Here is a 17,309-nt window from a genome sequence, read left to right on the forward strand (position 1 = left end):
CGACGAGCGTGGTGCGTGGTGCGTGGTCAGGCGTGGCTCGTGGGAAGCCGGCCCCCGTTGTACTCCACCAGCTCGGTGAAGATCGCGAGCACGTCCAGGGCCTGCCCCCGCGGCTCACCCCGCAGCTCGGCGTAGGCCCGGTGCAGGTTCGCCACCAGCCGCTCCGGGTCACGCCAGTGCCCGTACGGCCCGGGTCCCAGCTCGCGGGCGAGCTGGAGCGGGGCGAGCCCCGCGGCCAGGCCGTCGCGCGCGCTGTCGGCAAGCCACCGGAAGTACGCCTCGGTCTCATCCAGCACGCTCGGTCCGCTCACCGGTCCGTGGCCGCCGACGACGACCCGCGGGTCCAGCTCCCGCATCCGCGCGATCGCCTCCAGCGAGCCGGCGACGGAGCCCATCAGCACGAACGGGGTGCACCCCGGCAGCAGCACGTCGCCGGCGAACAGCACCCGCTCCTCCGGCAGCCACACCAGGGTGTCGTTGGTGGTGTGCGCGGGGCCCGGGTGGATCAGCTCGATCCGCCGCTCGCCCTGGTGGAGGGTCAGGCCCTCGCCCGCCCGCCCGGTGCCGTAGGTGAGGTTCGGCAGCACCAGCTCGATCTCGCCCCACGCCACGCCCGGCCACAGCTGGGTGAGGCCGAGGCCCGCCTGCGCCATCTCCACGCGGGTCCGCTCGTGGGCCACGATCACCGTGCCGGGGCCGGCCAGGGTCGCGTTGCCGAAGGTGTGGTCGCCGTGGAAGTGGGTGTTGACGATGACCGAGGGGTCGCCGGCCGCGCCGTCGCCGGCCAGGCCCGCGAGGGCCGCGCGCAGGGCGCGGGCGCGGGCCTCGGTGGCGACCGTGTCCACCAGCACGGGGGCCTGGGCTCGGGCGGGGTCCAGCAGGATGCCGGCGTTGTTCACGCACCAGCCGCCTTCGGGCTGCACGTAGGCGTGGACGCCGTCGGCGACCTCCTCCAGCTTCGCCTCCGGTCCGGGGGCCGGCCCCGTCACGCGCCGGCCTCGGTGTGGGCGCGGGCGGCCTCCAGGGTGCGGCGGCTGTTGCCGCCGAGGGCGGCCCTGATCGCGTTCTTCGCGGCGGTCATGCTGGTGCCCTCGCCGAAGACCTCCGTCATCGCGGCCGGGTCGATCGCCACGCTGTGGCGGGCCGTGACGAGGGTGCCGTCGGTCATGCCGGTCAGGGCCCAGTCGCCCGAGTGGGCCAGCAGCCCGCGCGGCGGCGTGGTCTGCTTGTAGACGATGCGCTCGTCCGCGAAGCACAGGCGCACCGACTGGGTGGTGTGGAGGGTGCCGTCGGCGGCGGCGGTGTCCATGTCCATGGTCTGCACCTCGGCGCCGCCGGTGCCGGCGTCGGCGGGCGAGGTCTCCAGGTCCAGACGGGCGACGTGCGGCAGCCGCTCGGGCCACAGGTCGGCGCGGTAGAGGAAGTCGTAGACCTCCGCCGGCGGCGCCGCGATCAGCACCCGGTCGCTGAAGGAGAACATCAGCTCGTCGACGCCCTGGGGGCGCTCGGCCCAGGTGCGGATCGCCTTGATCTCGGCCGTGCTGTTGGCGTGCAGCGCCTCCGCGATCCGGTCGGAGACGTCCGGGGAGTCGCCGACGGTCGCCCAGCTGTGGTTCAGCAGCAGGTGGGCGGGGCCGCCGTAGGGCGTGTTCTCGAACTGCCAGAAGCCGCTCATCTCCGCCACCGGCGGGGCGGGCGTCTCCTGCCGGAACTCGATGCGCAGCCGCTCGGCGTCGATCTCGCGGCGCGAGACCCAGCTGCGGACCTCGTGGCCGGCGACCGCCCACAGGCGGATGCGCTGACTGTCGGCGGTGCGCTCCAGCTCCTGGGACCAGATGCACGGCGAGAACAGCAGCGGCCAGCGGCGCACGTCCTCGACGAGGGCGTACGCCCGCTCGGCCGGCGCGGCCAGCTCGGTGGTGTGCTCGGCCGAACGGGTGGGGCTCTGGGTGGTCGTGGTGTCCACGGGTCGGCTCTCCTTCTACGGGCGCGGCGTGGTGGGGGGGCTCAGTAGTTGCCCAGGCCGCCGCAGACGTTGATCGCCTGGGCGGTGACCGGCGCGGCGGCGTCCGACACCAGGTACGCCACCATGGCGGCGACCTCGTCGGGATCGGTGTAGCGGCCGAGGGGGATCTTGGCGTTGAACCGCTCCAGGACGTCCTCCTCGCTGATGTCCCACAGGCGGGCGTAGCCCTGGCGGACGCCGGCCGCCATCGGCGTCTCGACGTAGCCGGGGCAGACCGCGTTGACCGTGATGCCGGTCTTGGCCAGCTCCAGGCCGAGGGACTTGGTGAAGCCGACGACGCCGTGCTTGGAGGCGGTGTACGGGGCGCCCAGGACGACGCCCTGCTTGCCGCCCGTGGAGGCGATGTTGATGATCCGGCCCCGGGAGCGTTCCCGCATGCCGCCGGTGGTCAGCGCGTGCTTGGTGACGAGGAAGACGCTGGTGAGGTTCGTGGCGATCACGTCGTGCCACAGCTCGTCCGCGATGTCGGCGGTGATGCCGCCGCCGCTGCGGCCGGCGTTGTTCACCAGCACCTCGACCGAGCCGAAGCGGTCGACGGCGGCGCTCATCATGCCCCGCACGCTGTCGGGGTCGGTGACGTCGCAGGCGGTGCCGTCGGCCGTGTGCCCGGCCTCGGTGAGCTCCTTGACCGTCTCGGCGACGGCCGCCTCGTCCCTCGCGCACAGGAACACGGGGTAGCCGAGGCCGGCCAGCGACTCGGCGACCGACCGGCCGATACCGCGGGTGGCTCCGGTGATGACGGCGGCGCCGCGCGCCGTGCCCTGACTCGTGGCCTCGTCTGCCATGTGTCCTCTCCCTAGCTCGGCTCTACTCGCTCTTGGTGTGCGTGGGGTCGGCCGCGCGTCGTGTCAGGCGGCGCGGGCGGTGGCGGTGTTGACCAGGTCGAGGAACTCGCGCGGAGTCCCGATCTCGCCGACCTCGTCGTCGGTGAGGGTCACGCCGTAGCGCTGCTGCATCAGGGCGGCCGTCTCCAGCAGGGCGAGCGAGTCGTAGCCGAGGTCGGCGAAGGGGGTGTCGATCGCCTCGGTGCGCAGCGGCACCTCCTCGTCGGAGCCGGCGCACTCGGTCAGGGCCTGGGCGAGGTCGTCGAGCGTGATGGGGGCCATGGCGGCGGAACTCCTCCGGGTCGGGGTGGTAGCGGTTGGTCGCGCTGGGTCGCGCTTCACGGGGTCACGGGGTGGTGTCGGTGCTGTCCGTGCTGGGAGCGGTGGCGCTGTCGGTGGCGCTGGCGGTGCCGCCGTCCGAGCCGTTGTCGCCGGTGGTCTCGCTCGCGGTCTCCCGCGGGGCGCGCGGGAGGTCGTCCAGGCGCGGGGCGCGGACGACGACGGCGGAGTTGAAGCCGCCCCGCCCGCGCGCCAGCACCAGGGCGGCGCGCAGCCGCGCCGGGCGCGGCTCCTCCCGCACCAGGTCCAGGCGCTGGTCGGGTGCCGGCTGCGACACGCCCACCACGGGCGGGATCACGCCGTCGCGGATCGCCAGCAGCGCCGCCGCCACGTCCAGCGGCGCGCCGCCCCCGTAGAGGCGGCCCGTCAGCGTCTTCGGCGCCGTCACCGGCACCCCGTAGGGGCCGAACAGCGTCCGCAGCACGGCCGCCTCGGCGGCGTCGTCCTCCGGAACGGCCGCGGCGTCGGCGAAGACCACGTCGATGTCCTGGGGCCCGAGGCCGGCGTCGGCCAGCGCCATCCGCGCCGCCCGTTCCAGGCCGGCGCCCGGCGGACGGCTGTCCTCCTCGGACTCGGCCGGGGCGTAACCGCGGATCGCGGCCTGCGCGGAGAGCGGCGCCTGGCCGGGGCGGACCGCCGTCGGGGCCGGGTCGAACGTCGCGGCGTAGCCGGCGATCTCGCCGTACACCCGCGCGCCGCGCGCCGTGGCCGACTCGGCGTCCTCCATCACGAGGATGGCGCCGCCCTCGCCCGGCACGTGCCCGGCGGCACGGCTGTCGAACGGCAGGTACGCGGTGGCGGCGTCGTCGGAGCGGGAGATCCGGCCGCCCGTGATGTGCGAGACCAGCGCCCACGGGTCGAGGGCCGACTCCATGCCGCCGGTGATCGACAGCCGCAGCCCCTTGCGCAGGGTGCGGCGGGCGTGGCCGATGGCGTCGAGCCCGCCGGCCTGCTCGCCGACGAACACGCCGCTGGTGCCGCGCATGCCGTGCCGGATGGAGAGCTGGCCGGTGTTGACCGCGTAGAACCAGGCGAAGGACTCGTACACGCTCACGTGGTGCGAGCCCTGCGTCCACAGCTTGCGGACCTCGCGGTGGGTGAACTCGAAGCCGCCGATGGCGTTGGAGGTCACCACCCCGACGTCGTAGCTGGAGTAGCCGGGCATCGTGGCCGGCTCCGGCCCCGTGCCGGCGTCCTCCAGGGCCCACGCGCCGGCCGTCAGCGCCAGCCGGGTGACCCGGTCGGTCTGCGGCAGCAGCCGGCCCGGGATGTGCTCGGTGGCCTCGAAGCCCTCGATGCGCCCCACCAGCTGGGTGGCGTAGCGGGAGGCGTCGTAGTCCACGACGGGGCGGATGCCGCTCTCGCCCCTGAGGCTGGCCTGCCACCAGGCGTCGGTGCCCAGGCCGTTCGGGGCGGCGACGCCGATGCCGGTGATGACGGCCCGGACCGCGCGCCGCGCGGGGACGGGTTCGCTCCCGGCCGGGCGGGCGCTGGTGGCCGCTTTGGCGCCGCCGGTGGTCGTAGTGGTGGGGGTGGTCATCGGTCTACCGCCTCACGGGTCATCACCATCGCCGACTGGAAGCCGCCGAAGCCGCTGCCCACGCTGAGGACTCCGTTCACCGGGACCTGCCGCGCCTCGTTCGGCACGTAGTCGAGGTCGCACTCCGGGTCGGGCTCGTGCAGGTTGGCGGTGGGCGGTACCGCGTTGTTCTCGATGGCCAGGGCGCAGGCCGCCAGCTCGATGGAGCCGATGGCGCCCAGCGAGTGCCCGATCATCGACTTGATGGAGCTGACCGGCACGTTGTAGGCGTGGTCGCCGAGGGTCGCCTTGAACGCGGCGGTCTCGTGCCGGTCGTTCTGCTTGGTCGCCGAGCCGTGCGCGTTGACGTAGTCGACGTCCTCCGGCCGCATCCGGGCCTCGGCCATGGCGTGGCGGATGGCGTCGGCCATCTCCGTGCCGTCCGGCTTCAGGCCCGTCATGTGGTACGCGTTGCAGCGGGTGGCGTACCCGCCGATCACCGCGTAGATGTGCGCGCCCCGGGCGCGGGCGTGCTCCAGCTCCTCCAGCACGAACATCGCGCCGCCCTCGGCGAGCACGAAGCCGTTGCGGGTGCGGTCGAACGGCCGCGAGGCGTGCTCGGGGTCGTCGTTGCGCGGCGTCGTCGCCTTGATGGCGTCGAAGCAGGCGACGGCGATGGGCGAGATCGGGGCGTCGGCGGCGCCCGCGAGCATCACGTCCGCGCTTCCCTCGACGATGAGGTCGTAGGCGTGGCCCACCGAGTCGATGCCGGAGGTGCAGCCGGTGGAGACCACGGTCGCGGGCCCCTCGGCGCCCGCCGCCCACGCCACCTCGGCCGCCAGCGAGCTCGGGATGAAGGCGTCGAAGAGGTGCGGTGAGGCGTAGTCCGCGTCCACCTCCCACAGCCGGCCGCTGTCGCTGATCACGAGATACTCCCGCTCCAGGCTGGTGGTGCCGCCCACGGCGGTTCCCACGCACACTCCGGTGCGGTGGGGGTCGAGCTCGACGAACTCCAGGCCGCTGTCGGCCAGGCACTCCCTGGCGCTGACCACGGCGAACTGCGCGGCCCTGTCAAGCCGCCGGATCTCCCGCGGGCTCAGCCCGGACCGCTGTGGATCGAAGTCGACTTCTGCGGCGACCTGAGAGCGGAAGCGGGAGGGGTCGAAGAAGGAGATGGTGCGGGTGGCCGTGCGACCGGACACCATCAGGTCCCAGAACGCCTTCTTGCCGATCCCGCCCGGCGCGACCACGCCGATTCCGGTGATTGCGACGCTTCGGTTCACGGATTCTGCCCCTCGTTCGGCTGCTTCCCGACTGTCAGCCGCACGGCTCGACGTCCACTCGAATCCGGCTGGCGTGTCCCGGGGCCCTGACCGGCCGGCTTTCCCGGACGCCGTCTCCAGCGCCGATCCACCTCAGGTCGAGCACCTGCCGCCAGGGTCGCCACGCCGACACGACGGCCGACACGACGGCCGCCGCGACAGCCGTCCCACCCACCCGTCGCGTCGGTGCCACCAGACCACCGCCAGCCACCCGACGGGACGGGGAACGGGACGAACGACAGGACGGGGACGGGCCGCGACCAGCGCCTCGCGACGGCCGTCGGGGTGATCGACCGGGGCCGGACGGGACCGGCCCGTGCCGACCGACCTCACGGCCCCCCACACGGGGTGCGCGGGCCGGGTCCACGACGGGGCCGTCGCGTGACGGCCCCCACACCAGCCCTCGACCCGGGACCCGGTGCCCCGGGGCCGGTGGCCCTCGACCCGTGACCCCGTGACCGTGACCCGCGGCTCGTGACCGTGGCGGGCCGACAGAACGGACCCGCGGCACGGGGCCGACAGAACACCGACAGAACACCGACCGTACGCCGACCCACTCGCCTCAGGAGGCAACCACCGTGGAGCGCCGCAGGACCGTGCTGCTGCTGCCCGGCCAGGGCGCGCAGCGCGAACGCATGGCCGCAGGACTGTTCGGGGCCGACGCCGCCTTCGCGCGGGAGTTCACCACCCGCATGACGGACGTCTTCACCGCCCTCGGCCAGCAGGGAACCCGGCTGCGCCAGGAGTGGCTGCGCCCCTCGCCGAACCCGGCGATGGACGAGGCCGCCGTGGCCCAGCCGCTGCTGCTCGCCTTCGGATACGCCCTGGGCAGCGCCGTGCGCGGCGCCGCCGGACCCGTCGACATCCTGCTCGGGCACAGCGTCGGCGAGCTCGCCGCCGCCTGCCTCGCGGGCGTCTTCGACCCCCAGGACCTCGGGACCGTCGTCACGGCCCGCGCCAGCGCCGTCGGCGACACCGGGCTGAAGGCCGGGCGCGGCGGCATGCTGGCCGTGGCCGCCACCCCCGAGGACGTCGAGAAGGTCCGCGGCGACCTCGGACCCGAGGTGGCCGTCGCCGCCGTCAACGCGCCGCGCCAGACCGTGCTCGCCGGACCGCGCGAGCCGCTGGCCGTCGCCGAGACGCGCCTGCGCCGCGCCGGCTTCGCGGTGCGCGCGCTCCGCTCCGGCCACGCCTTCCACAGCCCGGTGATGGAGCCGACCGCCCAACGCCACGGCGAGGCCCTGGCCCGGCTGCGGCTGGCCGAGCCCGAGGCGGGCGTCACCATCCTCTCCACCCGCACCGCCGCCCCGCTGCTGCCCGAGGAGGCCACCGACCCGCACTTCTGGGCCGGCCAGCTCTCCCGCCCCGTGCGGTACTGGCCCGCCCTGCTGCGGCTGCTGGAGGAACAGGGCGACCGGCCCGGCCTGCTGCTGCTCGACGCGAGCCCCGACCGCAGCCTCAGCACCGTGGCGCGCCGCCACCCGGCGGTACGAAAAGGCGCCAGCCGGGTCATCCCCCTGCTGGCCGCGGGCCGGGCGGGAGGGGGCCCGGCGGACGTCGCGGCCTTCGCCGAGGCGATGGACCGGCTGGCGCTGGAACGGGACCGGACGGAGCCGGAACCGGGACAGGAACACGACCAGGACCGGGACGAGGTCCAAAGCTAGGACCAGCTCGGGTGGTCGAGGCCCGGGGACGGACGGGACGTGCGAACGAAGGAAGAGGAGGAGAGGGAGGTGAGGGAGCGGACGGCGCGGACCGGCACCGGGACGAGCCGGCGGCTGACCGCCGACGGACCGCGCCGGGTGACGTCAGGCCGCGCTGAGCTGCTCGCGGACGTAACCGATGAGAGCGGCGGGCGTCTTCAGGTCGTCCAGCCGCTCGTCGGGCACGGTGACCCCGTAGTCGTCCTGGATGCGCGTGACGATCTCGTAGACGACGAGCGAGTCGAAGCCCAGCTCGGAGAACTCCGTGTCCACGGTGGACTCCTGCACGTTCTCGCTCTCGGCGCCCTCGTAGCAGGCGTCCACGATGCTCTTGAACTCGGTCAGAGTGAAGTCGGCCATGCCCCCAAGGCTCGGCGCGGGGGCTCGAAGCGAACTGGAGACCAGCTGGACGGCGCACTCAGCCGCCGCTCGATCCACCCTCCAGACCCGCCCGCGACCATCGCCGCATGACTGAGGCGACGACATCCCCCAAGCTGCCCTCCCCCGAGCTCTACGTGGAGGTGCAGCAGTTCTACGCGCGGCAGCTGCACCGCCTCGACGGCGGCGACTTCGCCGGCTTCGCCGCCACGTTCACCGACGACGGGGTCTTCCTGCCGGCGGGCGGCGGCGAGCTGACCGGCCCGGCCATCGCGCCGGCCGCCGAGGGCGCGGCCGGGCGGTTCAAGGGCGCCCAGCCCCGGCACTGGTTCGACATGATGACCATCGAGCAGGCCGACGACGGCACGATCACGACGACGTACTACGCGACGGTCACGGTCACCTCGGCCGACGGCTCCGTCCTGACGGAGCCCACCTGCTTCGTCCGCGACGTCCTCGTTCGCGACGCCGACGGCGAGCTGCGCAACCGCTCGCGCGCCATCGAGCGCGACGACCTCGCCGTGAAGGCCGCGCAGTAACACCCCGAACAACCGGACAACCCAGAAGGTCCGGACCGGAACACCCGGAAGGTCCGGAAGAACCGGCCGCCGCGACGACGCCGTGTCCGAGGCGACGCGCGGGCGGACGAACGCGGGCACGTGCCGCCGGGAACCGCGGGGCGCCAGGGCCACCGGGCGCCCCGCCGCCGTCAGCCCTCAGGCTCCGCGACGCCGGCCGCCGACAGCTCCGCCTCGTACGCCTGGAGCGTGCGCACGAACATCGACCGGTCCCGCGCCGTCAGCTCCTCGAAGACCGTCCGCCACGCGCGGGCGCCCGCCGCCAGCCAGGCGTCGATGGCGGCGCGGGTCTCCGGGTCCTCGGTCAGCACCACGATCGTGCGCCGACGGTCGGCGGAGTCCTCGCGCCGCTCCACCACTCCCTGCCGCTGGAGGTCGCTCACCATCAGGCTGACCGTCGTCGGCGCGACCTCCAGCCGCGCCGCGAGGTCCTTCACCGTGGTCGGGCCGTCGAACAGCAGGTACGCCAGCAGCGAGAGGTGGCGCGGCGCCAGCTGGAAGGAGGACAGGAGCTCCGGCGGCGGGGTGCGCTTGGCACGCGAGACGATCCGCGGCAGGAGAAGCAGCATCGCCCGCACCGCCTCCTCCGTGCTGAGCTCCGCGCTCGGTCCGGCACCCCGCTCGGTGCCGGACCGCCCGGTACGGGACCGGTCGGCGCCAGACCGCTCGGCGCCGCGCTTCGTCCCCGACGCCCCGCTCGGCTCTCTCCCCGGTCGCGCCCCCGTTCCCGCCCGCTCCGTTGACATCCGTGTGACCTCCGCCTCGGCGCCGCCCACGGTACCCGAAGGCCCCCTACGAGGAACGGGAGGGCGCCGTCACACCCAGCGCGGGCAGCAGGTGCTCCTCCTCGTAGACGAAGTGCTCCTCCATCCCGTCGACCGCGAGCTCCAGCTCCTCCCGCACCCGGGCGGCGTCGTGCTCGTTGCCGTCCTCCAGGAACGCCTTGAACCGGGCCAGCTTCTCCTCCACCACGCGGTGCTCCTGGCGCAGCCGCTCGATGACGGGGGCCAGGTGCGGGAAACGCCCGTCGAACAGCATGGAGAACGAGCCGTCCTCCATGCCGTGGTGGTGCCCGAGGCCCCAGCAGAAGTCGAGGCAGCGCTTGCGCAGCTGCTCGGTCAGCGTCAGCACCGGCACCTCGCCGTCCTTCGCGTCCAGCTGGGCGCGGATCGTGGCGATGTGGGCGCGGAACTCCTCGTGGGCGGCGAGCACCTTCTCGCCCGCGGCGCGGTCGAAGGCAGCCTGGTCGAACGGCTCCTCGGGCCCACCCTCCGGCTGGCCCCCGGGCTGCTGCTGGTCGTCGGTCATGACCATGTCCTCCAAAATATATTTGCTTTCAAAGCAAACTGACGTTCACTCTATGAGACGCCCCCGAGGCTGTCAACGAACCGTCACCTGCGTCCATCCCCCAACAGATCTCCCCCCAGAAACACCACAGCGGCCCCGCCACCCGCCAACCGGGCGACGGGACCGCCACACACCGACAGCCCGCCCTGCGCTCAGGACAGCAGCTCGGCCTCCAGCGTGATCGGAGCCCCGGCCAGCGCCTTGCTCACCGGGCAGTTCTCCTTGGCCGTGGTCGCCGCGGCCTGGAAGTCCTCCGCCGAGATCCCCGGCACCCGCGCCTTGACGGACAGCACGATCCCGGTGATCCCCTCCCCCGGCTGGAAGGTGACGGCCGCCCGCGTCTCCACCGACTCCGGCGGCGTCCCGGCACCCGCCAGGCCGTGCGAGAGCGCCATCGAGAAACACGAGGAGTGAGCCGCCGCGATCAGCTCCTCCGGGCTGGTCCTCCCGTTCGGCTCCTCCGCCCGGGACGCCCAGGTCACGTCGAACTTCCCAACCCCGGACGAGTTGAGCTCGACGTTACCCGCGCCCTGCATCAGGGAGCCTTCCCAGTTGGTGGTCGCGGTGCGAGTCGTTGCCATGTCGATCTTCCTCCTACGGCGAGTGGTGACGGGCCACCACGCTATCGCTGCCGAGGCAGCACACTGACACCGTGACTACCGAACAGGACCAGCGCGCCGGCAAACGCACCCTGAACCGCGCCGCCCTCGACGCCCTCCTCGCCACCACCCCCATATCCCCGGCCGCCGTCCGCTCCCACGAACCCCTCCCCGGCGGCACGTACAACACCATCTACCGCCTCCACCTCACCACCGACCCCGCCACCGTGCTGCTCAAACTCCCCCCGGACCCCGCCACCCCCGCCCTCACCTACGAAGAGGGCATCCTGCTCGGCGAGACCACCTTCTACGACCTCGCCGCCCGCGAGGCCGGCGTACCCGTCCCCGAGGTCGTCCACGCCGACCCCGACGGCGCCTTCCTCCTCATGACCGAATGCCCCGGCACACCGTGGGACCGCGCCCAGCCCGCGAACCCGGCCGCCCTCCGCCACGAACTCGGCCGCCTCGCCGCCCGCCTCCACACCGTCACAGGACCCCACTTCGGCTACCCCGCGCGCCCCTCCACCCTCGACTGGCCGGGGACGTTCACGGCGATGCTCGACGCCGTCCTCGACGACGCCACCCGCTTCGGCGCCCGACTGCCGTCCCCACCCGACGCCATCCGCGCCCTCGCCGCCGCGGCGAGGCCCGCCCTGGCCGAGGTCACGACCCCCGTCCTCGTCCACTTCGACCTCTGGCCGGGCAACATCCTCATCACCGACGACGACGGCGCCACGGACGGCTCGCAGGGCGCGAACGGCTCGAACGGCTCGAACGGCTCAGGCGCGGCCATCACGGCGATCATCGACGGCGAGCGCATGTTCTGGGGCGACCCCCTCGCGGAGTTCGCCACCCTCACCCTCTGCGACACCCCGGACTCCGACCCCGCCCTCCTCGCGGGCTACGGCGTCTCCTCCTTCGACGAACCCGCCCGCGTGCGCATGGCCCTCTACAGCGCCTACCTGTACGTGATCATGCTCACCGAACTCCACCCCCGGGCCTTCCCCCCGGCCCAGGCCGAATGGACCCACACCCGCGTCACCCCACCCCTCGTGGCGGCCCTCGACCTGATCGCCGACATCACGGGAGCGCCACGGTGAGGCGGACGCACGCTCGCACGAACAGGAAACGGCCCGGCCGCAGCGGCCGCGCCGTTTCCTGTTCCGTGATCGAGATCTGGTGCGGCCGGTGGGACTCGAACCCACATGGGCGAAACGCCCACAACATCCTAAGTGTTGCGCTTATACCGAATTCAGCAACGGCCGCAGGTCATCGATCATCCTACCGCGACACCCCACGCCGATCTACCTCACCCCACGCCCCCGATTTCGGCCACACCAGGTATCCGTCACCGCGTGGCAGTTCGGACAGAGATACCGCAGGTTCTCCCGGCGATTATCGAGCCAGTTCCCGTTGACGTGATCAATCTGAAGTGTCATCGGCCGCCCATTCCACTCCCCCGTGTTCCCACAGCCTCCGCAGACGTAGGAAACTCCGGTCTCGTCGAGCGCCCGACGCAGCCGCTCGCGCCTGATCCGCCCGGAGCCCTCCGGCAGGACACGCAACACCTCCGCCGCCACCGACGCCCGCCGTCCGGAGGCGAGCGGGTCCGCCGCCGTGCGCCGCGTGAAGTGCGAGGTGTCCAACCCGAGCCGCGTCACCTCACGGCGCACCCGCCGATGGTTCTGGTACGTCACGGGAAGCCCCAGAGAACGCATCACGTCCGCGAAACTGACGCTCGCCACGACCGCCTCCCGTAAGCGCGTCTCGGACAGCGCTCGCCGCGCGTACGAGAAATGCGAGGTGTCGATTCCCCGCGCTGCGAGCATGCGGCGCAACGCGGCGCGGGACCTGCTGTCCTCCTCGTCCAGCCCCAGAATCCGCGCCGCCGACCTGAGACTGCGGGCGGACCGCGCCGCCGAGCGCAGTTCCTCCGTCGTGAACGGAAGCTCGACGGCCTCACGGGTGAGCCCCGGAAGGTGGCTGACGTCGATTCCCGCCGCCGCGACACGCCGGCGAAGGTGCGAGAGTGTGCCCGTCGCCGGCCTCGCTCCGAGCCTGACGGCGACCTCCCGCAGCGTCGTCGACGACGCGACCGCCTCGGCGATCGCCGCCTCCGAGTACCGACGCCACGGACTCCCCGACCGGAAGTGGCCGGTGTCGATGCCGTACCGGGCCACACGCCGCTGGATCGTGCGGCGCGCTCCCCCGCTGGGCCGCACGCCCAGCGCCCGCATGACGTCCGCCCAGGAGGAGGAGCGCTCCACGGCGTCGGCCAGGAGCTCGCGCGGGTAACGGTCCGCCATGTCTCCCCACCCACTCGTCGATCGCGTGTCCGCGTGTCGCACGGGTCAACGAGCGACCGTCGGCGGCGTCACGGCCTCACGCCCCGGGCCCGTCTCGTGCGACGACCCTGCCCGTCACCCTCCCAGCAGCCGCGTCGCCGTGTGGATCGCCAGGCCCGCCAGGGCGCCGATGATCGTGCCGTTGAGGCGGATGAACTGGAGGTCGCGGCCGATGTGGAGTTCGATCTTGCGGGAGGTGGTGGGGGCGTCCCAGGCGGCGACGGTGTCGGTGATGAGGGAGGTGATCTGGGTGCGGTACCCCGTCACGACGTGGAGGGTGGCGTCGGTGACCCAGCCCTCCAGCTTCGCGCCGAGCCGCTCGTCGGAGCTCAGCCTGCCGCCCAGCGTCAGCAGCGAGGCGCGCACCCGCAGCCGCAGGGCGCTGCGGTCGTCCTCGGCCGCGGCGAGGATCATCGAGCGGAGGGCCGACCAGGCCGAGGCGATCAGCTCCTGCACCTCGGGCCGGTCCAGCAGTTCCGCCTTGGCGTTCTCGACCCGTGCGCGGGTCTCGGGGTCGTGCTGGAGGCGGTGGGCGAAGTCCGCGAGCATGCGGTCGAGCGCGCCGCGCGCCGGGTGGTGCGGGGCGTCGCGCATCTCGGTGACGAAGCGCAGCAGCTCCCGGTAGACGCGGTCGCCGACCTTGCGGTCGACGAAGCGGGGGGTCCAGCCGGGGGCGCCGCCCTCGATGGCGGCGAGGACGGTCTCGCGGTGGTCGACGAGCCAGTCGTGGGCGTGGGCGCAGAGCACGTCGACGAGGCGGCGGTGGCCGTCGTCGGCCACGGTCCTGGCGAGGAGGCGTCCGAGTCCCGGGGCGAGTTCCTGGGCGTGGGCGCGGCGGGTGATGGCCTCGCCGAGCACGGCCTGGACGTCGGCGTCGCGCAGCACGGCGAGGCCGCCGCGGAGCGCGGTGGCGAGTTCGGCGGTGACGCGGTCGGCGTTGTGGGGTTGGGAGAGCCAGCCGCCGAGGCGGTGGGCGAGGGCGACGGAGCGGAGCTTGTCGCGGACGACGGGGGCGGCGAGGAAGTTCTCGCCGACGAAGTCGCCGAGGGACTGGCCGAGCTGGTCCTTCTTGGTGGGGATGATCGCGGTGTGGGGGATGGGCAGGCCGAGGGGGTGGCGGAAGAGGGCGGTGACGGCGAACCAGTCGGCGAGGGCGCCGACCATGCCGGCCTCGAAGGCGGCGGCGAGGTATCCCGCCCAGGGGCCGGCGCCGGAGTGTTCCGCCCAGGTGGCGAGGGCGTAGCCGAGGGCGACGAGCAGCAGCAGTCCGGTGGCGACGCCCTTCATGCGGCGCAGGGAGCGCAGCTTCTCGGCGTCGGTGGCGGTCAGCGTGCTCGCCGGGCCGCCGGTCGGGGTGCGGCCGGTCGGGCCGGGCGAGGCCGGCCCCGTCGGGGGGTCGGCCTCGGTGCCGGTGTCGTTGTCCGGCGCGGTCCTCGTCTGCTCCATGCCTTCGCTGTCCTCCCGTTCCTCACGTGGTGCCGCGCCGCTGCCCCGCCGCGCTCCGCCGGTCCGCCGGTCCGCCGGTCCGCCGCGTCACCGTGCGGTTGTGCGTCCCGCCGTCCCGCCGTCCCGCCGTACGCCGTCCCGCCGTCCTGGTCGCTCTCGGTCCTGAGTGCATTGTCCCCGCTGGGCCGGGGCCGGCGGGCGACCGCCGTTCGGGGGACAGCCGGGCCCTGGCCGGTGCTCCGAGCGGACGCGGCTTGTCCGTGTCCGGCAAGGTCGTGCCGTGACACGACCGCGTAGCGCCGTAGGGCCGTCGAGCCGGCTGTCGACCTGGCCCTCGCAGCGGCGGGGCCGGGCCGCCCGTGGTGGGCCGTTGGGAGGAGGGCCGTTGGAAGGAGGAAGGTGGGAAGGAGGAGCCTGGGAACGGGAGCCGTCGCTGGGCGGCGGGTCGTCGGGGCGTGGCCCGTCGCGGCGCGGGCGGTGGCGTTTCCTGCCCACGCGCCGCACGGTCCTCCTCGGCGCGCTCGCCGGCTTCACGACGGCCTGTGGCCTGGTCCTGGCCGGATACCTGCTGGTCGACATCCCCGAGCCGAAGTCCGCCGCCGCCGCCCAGGGCAACGTCTTCCTCTACTCCGACGGCTCCCAGCTGGCCCGCGTCGGCCCGGTGAACCGCGAGAACATCCCGCTGGACCAGGTGCCGCGCACCGTGCGGGAGGCGGTGCTGGCCGCCGAGGACCGCGACTTCTACGACTCGGCCGAGGTGGACCTGGCGGCGATGGTGCGCGCCGCGTGGAACATGCTGCGCGGCGAGGGGACCCAGTCGGGCTCCACCATCACGCAGCAGTACGTGAAGAACTACTACCTCGACCAGGAGCAGACGCTCAGTCGGAAGGTGCGGGAGCTGTTCATCGCGGTGCGGCTCGGTCAGGAGGTCAGCAAGGACGAGATCCTGGAGGGCTACCTCAACACGAGTTACTTCGGCCGCAACGCCTACGGCATCCAGGCCGCCGCGCACGCGTACTACGGCAAGGAGGCGTCGCAGCTGACCACGGCCGAGGGCGCCTACCTGGCGGCGCTGCTGAACGCGCCGAGCGTCTACGACGTGGGCGCGAGTCCCGACAACCGCCCGGCAGCGGTGGCCCGCTGGGAGTACGTGCTCGACGGCATGGTCGAGCAGGGCTGGCTGAGCGCGGCCGAACGCGCCACGCTCCGCTTCCCCGACCCGCTGCCGGTCGCCCCACCCGCCGACCTGTCGGGTCAGCGCGGGTACCTCGTGGAGGCGGTCGAGGAGTACCTGCTGAGCACGGGCGTCGTGGACGAGCAGCAGCTGGCGCGCGGCGGGCTGCGCGTGACGACCACGATCGATCCCGGGCGGCAGGCGGCGTTGACGCGGGCGGTGGAGGAGCAGCTGCTGGAGTTGCTGGAGCCGGGCGAGCGGCCGGAGGACGGCTACGTGCGGGTCGGCGCGTCGTCCGTGGACGTCGCGACGGGCAGGGTCGTCGCGATGTACGGGGGGCGCGACTACACGACGGAGTACGTGAACAACGCGACGCGCCGCGACTACCAGGCGGCGTCCACGTTCAAGCCGTTCGTCTACGCCGCCGCGCTGGAGCACGGCGCGCGGACGCTTCAGGGGGAGCGCGTCGGACCGGACACGGTCTACGACGGGGACAGCGGGCGGGAGGTCCTCTCCGCCGAGGGGCGGGGCACGGGGTGGGCGCCGGAGAACGAGGGTGAGGAGGACTACGGCGAGGTCACCGTCGCGGAGGCGATGAACTCCTCCGTCAACGCGGTCTTCGCGCAGCTGGGCGTGGACGTGGGGGTGGACCGGGTGCGGGAGACGGCGGTGGCGGTGGGCATCCCGGAGGACACGCCGGGGCTGGCGGGGGCGGAGGCGTCGATCTCGTTGGGCACGGCGACGCCGAGCACGCTGGACCTGGCGCGGGCGTACGCGACGCTCGCGGCGCACGGCGTGCGGCGCGAGGTGGTGCTGGTGGAGGAGGTGACCGTGGGGGGCAGGGAGCTGCCGCTGCCCGAGGTGCCCTCGTCCTCGACCTCGTCCTCGGGGGGTTCCGCCGAGGGCGAGCGGGTGCTGTCGCGGGAGGCTGCGGACGGCACGACGGCGCTGCTGCGCAGGGTCGTCGAGGAGGGCACGGGGATGGCGGCCTCGGCGCTGGGGCGGCCGGCGGCGGGCAAGACGGGCACGGCGGAGGACGACCGGGCGGCGTGGTTCGCCGGGTACACGCCCGAGCTGTCCACGGTGGTGGCGGTCTTCGGCCAGGATCCGGTGACGGGTGAGCAGCGCAGCCTGTACGGGGCGGCGGGGCTGGAGCGGCTGAACGGCGGGGGGTTTCCGGCGCGGATCTGGGCGCAGTACATGACGCGGGCGTTGGCGTGGCAGCCGGTGACGGAGTTCGAGCTGCGCGGCCCGCTGCCGGAGGGCGACGGTGACAGGCACGGGGACGGGGACGGGGACCGGGCGCGGGAGCGCCGGGAGGAGGAGCGGGAGGAGCAGCGGGCGCGGGGGGAGGGTCAGCGGGAGCTGCCGGGCGGGGAGGCGCGGGAGAACGACCCCGGGGACGGGTTCACGGGTGGCGCGGGGCCGGGTTCGGGTGAGGGGGGTGGGGCGGTGCCGCCCGACGCGGGGTCGGCGTCGCCTCCCCCGTCGTCGTCCACGTCCGTGCCGCCGCCGTCGGTGCCGTCCCTGCCGTGGCCGGACGCGCCGGGTGGGGGTGGGTCCTCGGGCGGGCAGGAGGCGGTGCCGCCGTCGGGGGGCGGGGACGGGGGGTCCACCCCGGCGACGCCGGCGCCGGGGTCCGGCGGCTCGTTGCTGCCGCCGCCCCTGCGGCCCGACGCGTGACGCGCCCAGGGGCGGGTGGGGCGGGC

General features: G+C 73.9%; 16 protein-coding genes and 1 tRNA gene. 4 read left to right on the forward strand and 13 right to left on the reverse strand.

The features are described from left to right. Positions 1 to 26 precede the first annotated feature (26 nt). From ACTWP5_RS25900 to ACTWP5_RS25925, 6 genes are all read right to left on the reverse strand, one after another. Complete coding sequence (locus tag ACTWP5_RS25900; RefSeq protein ID WP_443223535.1) at positions 27 to 989, reverse strand: MBL fold metallo-hydrolase; 963 nt, start codon at positions 987 to 989, stop codon at positions 27 to 29. Continuing rightward, complete coding sequence (locus ACTWP5_RS25905; RefSeq protein WP_443223536.1) at positions 986 to 1,966, reverse strand: aromatase/cyclase; 981 nt, start codon at positions 1,964 to 1,966, stop codon at positions 986 to 988. Before ACTWP5_RS25905 ends, ACTWP5_RS25900 begins: the two co-directional genes overlap by 4 nt. 41 nt (positions 1,967 to 2,007) lie before the next feature. Next, a complete protein-coding gene (locus ACTWP5_RS25910) occupies positions 2,008 to 2,811 on the reverse strand; it encodes an SDR family NAD(P)-dependent oxidoreductase (RefSeq protein ID WP_443223537.1) in 804 nt (267 codons plus the stop codon). A 63-nt stretch (positions 2,812 to 2,874) separates the two neighbouring features. Next, entirely contained in the window at positions 2,875 to 3,132 is a 258-nt protein-coding gene (locus ACTWP5_RS25915) for an acyl carrier protein (protein ID WP_443223538.1), read from the reverse strand. 64 nt (positions 3,133 to 3,196) lie between these two features. After that, positions 3,197 to 4,729, reverse strand: coding sequence for a ketosynthase chain-length factor (locus tag ACTWP5_RS25920; protein ID WP_443223539.1), 1,533 nt, complete (start codon positions 4,727 to 4,729; stop codon positions 3,197 to 3,199). Continuing rightward, on the reverse strand, positions 4,726 to 5,991 hold the full coding sequence (locus ACTWP5_RS25925; RefSeq protein ID WP_443223540.1) for a beta-ketoacyl-[acyl-carrier-protein] synthase family protein: 1,266 nt from the start codon (positions 5,989 to 5,991) through the stop codon (positions 4,726 to 4,728). Before ACTWP5_RS25925 ends, ACTWP5_RS25920 begins: the two co-directional genes overlap by 4 nt. Positions 5,992 to 6,608: 617 nt before the next feature. Here ACTWP5_RS25925 and ACTWP5_RS25930 point away from each other — a divergent pair. After that, positions 6,609 to 7,694 carry an acyltransferase domain-containing protein gene (locus tag ACTWP5_RS25930; RefSeq protein WP_443223541.1) on the forward strand — a complete coding sequence of 362 codons (1,086 nt, stop codon included), beginning with the start codon at positions 6,609 to 6,611 and terminating at the stop codon, positions 7,692 to 7,694. A gap of 144 nt (positions 7,695 to 7,838) precedes the next feature. Here ACTWP5_RS25930 and ACTWP5_RS25935 read toward each other — a convergent pair whose 3' ends face one another. Next, a complete protein-coding gene (locus ACTWP5_RS25935) occupies positions 7,839 to 8,093 on the reverse strand; it encodes an acyl carrier protein (protein WP_443223542.1) in 255 nt (84 codons plus the stop codon). A 107-nt stretch (positions 8,094 to 8,200) separates the two neighbouring features. Here ACTWP5_RS25935 and ACTWP5_RS25940 point away from each other — a divergent pair, with 107 nt between their 5' ends. Next, positions 8,201 to 8,650 (forward strand): nuclear transport factor 2 family protein, encoded by a 450-nt coding sequence (locus ACTWP5_RS25940; protein WP_443223543.1) that lies wholly within the window; start codon positions 8,201 to 8,203, stop codon positions 8,648 to 8,650. A 170-nt stretch (positions 8,651 to 8,820) separates the two neighbouring features. Here the strand turns inward: ACTWP5_RS25940 and ACTWP5_RS25945 are convergent, their stop codons facing one another. The 3 genes from ACTWP5_RS25945 to ACTWP5_RS25955 all read right to left on the reverse strand — a co-directional run bounded on the left by ACTWP5_RS25945 (position 8,821) and on the right by ACTWP5_RS25955 (position 10,617). Continuing rightward, positions 8,821 to 9,258 (reverse strand): MarR family winged helix-turn-helix transcriptional regulator, encoded by a 438-nt coding sequence (locus ACTWP5_RS25945; protein ID WP_443223544.1) that lies wholly within the window; start codon positions 9,256 to 9,258, stop codon positions 8,821 to 8,823. A 223-nt stretch (positions 9,259 to 9,481) separates the two neighbouring features. Continuing rightward, positions 9,482 to 9,997 carry a hemerythrin domain-containing protein gene (locus ACTWP5_RS25950; RefSeq protein WP_443223545.1) on the reverse strand — a complete coding sequence of 172 codons (516 nt, stop codon included), beginning with the start codon at positions 9,995 to 9,997 and terminating at the stop codon, positions 9,482 to 9,484. Between the two features lie 191 nt (positions 9,998 to 10,188). Further along, a complete protein-coding gene (locus tag ACTWP5_RS25955; RefSeq protein ID WP_443223546.1) occupies positions 10,189 to 10,617 on the reverse strand; it encodes an OsmC family protein in 429 nt (142 codons plus the stop codon). Between the two features lie 71 nt (positions 10,618 to 10,688). On the opposite strand from ACTWP5_RS25955, the gene ACTWP5_RS25960 reads away from it, so the two are divergent. After that, positions 10,689 to 11,735, forward strand: coding sequence for a phosphotransferase family protein (locus tag ACTWP5_RS25960; RefSeq protein ID WP_443223547.1), 1,047 nt, complete (start codon positions 10,689 to 10,691; stop codon positions 11,733 to 11,735). Positions 11,736 to 11,812: 77 nt separating this feature from the next. On the opposite strand, the gene ACTWP5_RS25965 is transcribed toward ACTWP5_RS25960, so the two are convergent. The 3 genes from ACTWP5_RS25965 to ACTWP5_RS25975 form a co-directional block, all read right to left on the reverse strand. After that, a tRNA-Leu gene (locus ACTWP5_RS25965) sits at positions 11,813 to 11,901 on the reverse strand. Between the two features lie 38 nt (positions 11,902 to 11,939). Beyond that, positions 11,940 to 12,941, reverse strand: a complete 1,002-nt coding sequence (locus ACTWP5_RS25970) for an HNH endonuclease signature motif containing protein (RefSeq protein WP_443223548.1) — start codon at positions 12,939 to 12,941, stop codon at positions 11,940 to 11,942. Positions 12,942 to 13,055: 114 nt separating this feature from the next. Beyond that, on the reverse strand, positions 13,056 to 14,426 hold the full coding sequence (locus ACTWP5_RS25975; RefSeq protein ID WP_443223549.1) for a DUF445 domain-containing protein: 1,371 nt from the start codon (positions 14,424 to 14,426) through the stop codon (positions 13,056 to 13,058). Positions 14,427 to 14,811: 385 nt separating this feature from the next. Here ACTWP5_RS25975 and ACTWP5_RS25980 point away from each other — a divergent pair, with 385 nt between their 5' ends. Then, on the forward strand, positions 14,812 to 17,283 hold the full coding sequence (locus ACTWP5_RS25980; protein ID WP_443223550.1) for a transglycosylase domain-containing protein: 2,472 nt from the start codon (positions 14,812 to 14,814) through the stop codon (positions 17,281 to 17,283). Positions 17,284 to 17,309: the final 26 nt, after the last annotated feature.

The organism is Streptomyces sp. 4N509B (assembly GCF_052245655.1).
GTDB lineage: Bacteria > Actinomycetota > Actinomycetes > Streptomycetales > Streptomycetaceae > Streptomyces.

Bases quoted from the DNA above. Each gene is read 5' to 3' on its own strand.
- ACTWP5_RS25945 (WP_443223544.1), bottom strand. From the start codon at position 9,258: ATGCTGCTTCTCCTGCCGCGGATCGTCTCGCGTGCCAAGCGCACCCCG.
- ACTWP5_RS25935 (WP_443223542.1), bottom strand. From the start codon at position 8,093: ATGGCCGACTTCACTCTGACCGAGTTCAAGAGCATCGTGGACGCCTGC.
- ACTWP5_RS25920 (WP_443223539.1), bottom strand. From the start codon at position 4,729: ATGACCACCCCCACCACTACGACCACCGGCGGCGCCAAAGCGGCCACC.
- ACTWP5_RS25975 (WP_443223549.1), bottom strand. From the start codon at position 14,426: ATGGAGCAGACGAGGACCGCGCCGGACAACGACACCGGCACCGAGGCC.
- ACTWP5_RS25955 (WP_443223546.1), bottom strand. From the start codon at position 10,617: ATGGCAACGACTCGCACCGCGACCACCAACTGGGAAGGCTCCCTGATG.
- ACTWP5_RS25915 (WP_443223538.1), bottom strand. From the start codon at position 3,132: ATGGCCCCCATCACGCTCGACGACCTCGCCCAGGCCCTGACCGAGTGC.
- ACTWP5_RS25950 (WP_443223545.1), bottom strand. From the start codon at position 9,997: ATGACCGACGACCAGCAGCAGCCCGGGGGCCAGCCGGAGGGTGGGCCC.
- ACTWP5_RS25970 (WP_443223548.1), bottom strand. From the start codon at position 12,941: ATGGCGGACCGTTACCCGCGCGAGCTCCTGGCCGACGCCGTGGAGCGC.
- ACTWP5_RS25910 (WP_443223537.1), bottom strand. From the start codon at position 2,811: ATGGCAGACGAGGCCACGAGTCAGGGCACGGCGCGCGGCGCCGCCGTC.
- ACTWP5_RS25940 (WP_443223543.1), top strand. From the start codon at position 8,201: ATGACTGAGGCGACGACATCCCCCAAGCTGCCCTCCCCCGAGCTCTAC.